This window comes from Streptomyces sp. NPDC059909, from assembly GCF_042730885.1.
GTDB lineage: Bacteria > Actinomycetota > Actinomycetes > Streptomycetales > Streptomycetaceae > Streptomyces.
The window spans coordinates 1,334-1,860 of the sequence record NZ_JBHWKX010000200.1; the positions used below are offsets into that span (position 1 = coordinate 1,334).

The following is a 527-nucleotide window of genomic DNA, read 5'->3' on the forward strand; positions in this document are numbered from 1 at the left end:
TGTCGCCCGGGGTCAGTCCGTCGTGCTCGACGGGGGGCAGTCCCTCGCAACTGATCTGGACGCGGCCGTGCACCGAGGGCTGCGAGAAGACGGTCGCCACGATCCGGTGGGTGCGGCCCTCGTGCTCGACGGAGTACGGCACGTGGTGGCGCAGCACCCACCGGCCGTCGAACGCGAAGGGGTACTTGACGCGAGGGGCGTCGTCGTCACGGGACATCGAAGGCCTCGGGGTAGTGGAAGTACTTGTCGAGCTGGTCCTGGCTGACGGTGATCGGCGGATAGCCCTGGGTGCCCCAGGGGTTGCCGAGGACGACCTTGCCGTCGTCGGTGAAACCCCGCACGTAGTAGGCGTGGTTGGTGTGGTAGGTGCTGCCCCACTCCTTGGGGTGGTCCTTGTCGAGGCTCTCGTCGTCCGGGGTGGAGACGGTGACGACCTGGCCCGACTCGTAGGCCTCGCGCAGCCGGTCGATGTCCTTGTCCTGGCCCGAGCCGATGCCGAGGAAGCCGCCGGTGCGCAGGTCCTCACC

Annotated in this window: 1 protein-coding gene and 1 pseudogene; both read right to left on the bottom strand. The window is 68.7% G+C overall.

Annotation, left to right across the window (positions count from 1 at the left end):
• A partial coding sequence (locus ACFV9O_RS40165; protein WP_385427994.1) for a hypothetical protein occupies positions 1-217 on the bottom strand: 217 nt, incomplete at its 3' end.
• A pseudogene (locus ACFV9O_RS40170) lies at positions 207-527 on the bottom strand (peptidase C2 calpain); the annotation flags it as partial. The gene ACFV9O_RS40165 and the pseudogene ACFV9O_RS40170, both read right to left, overlap by 11 nt.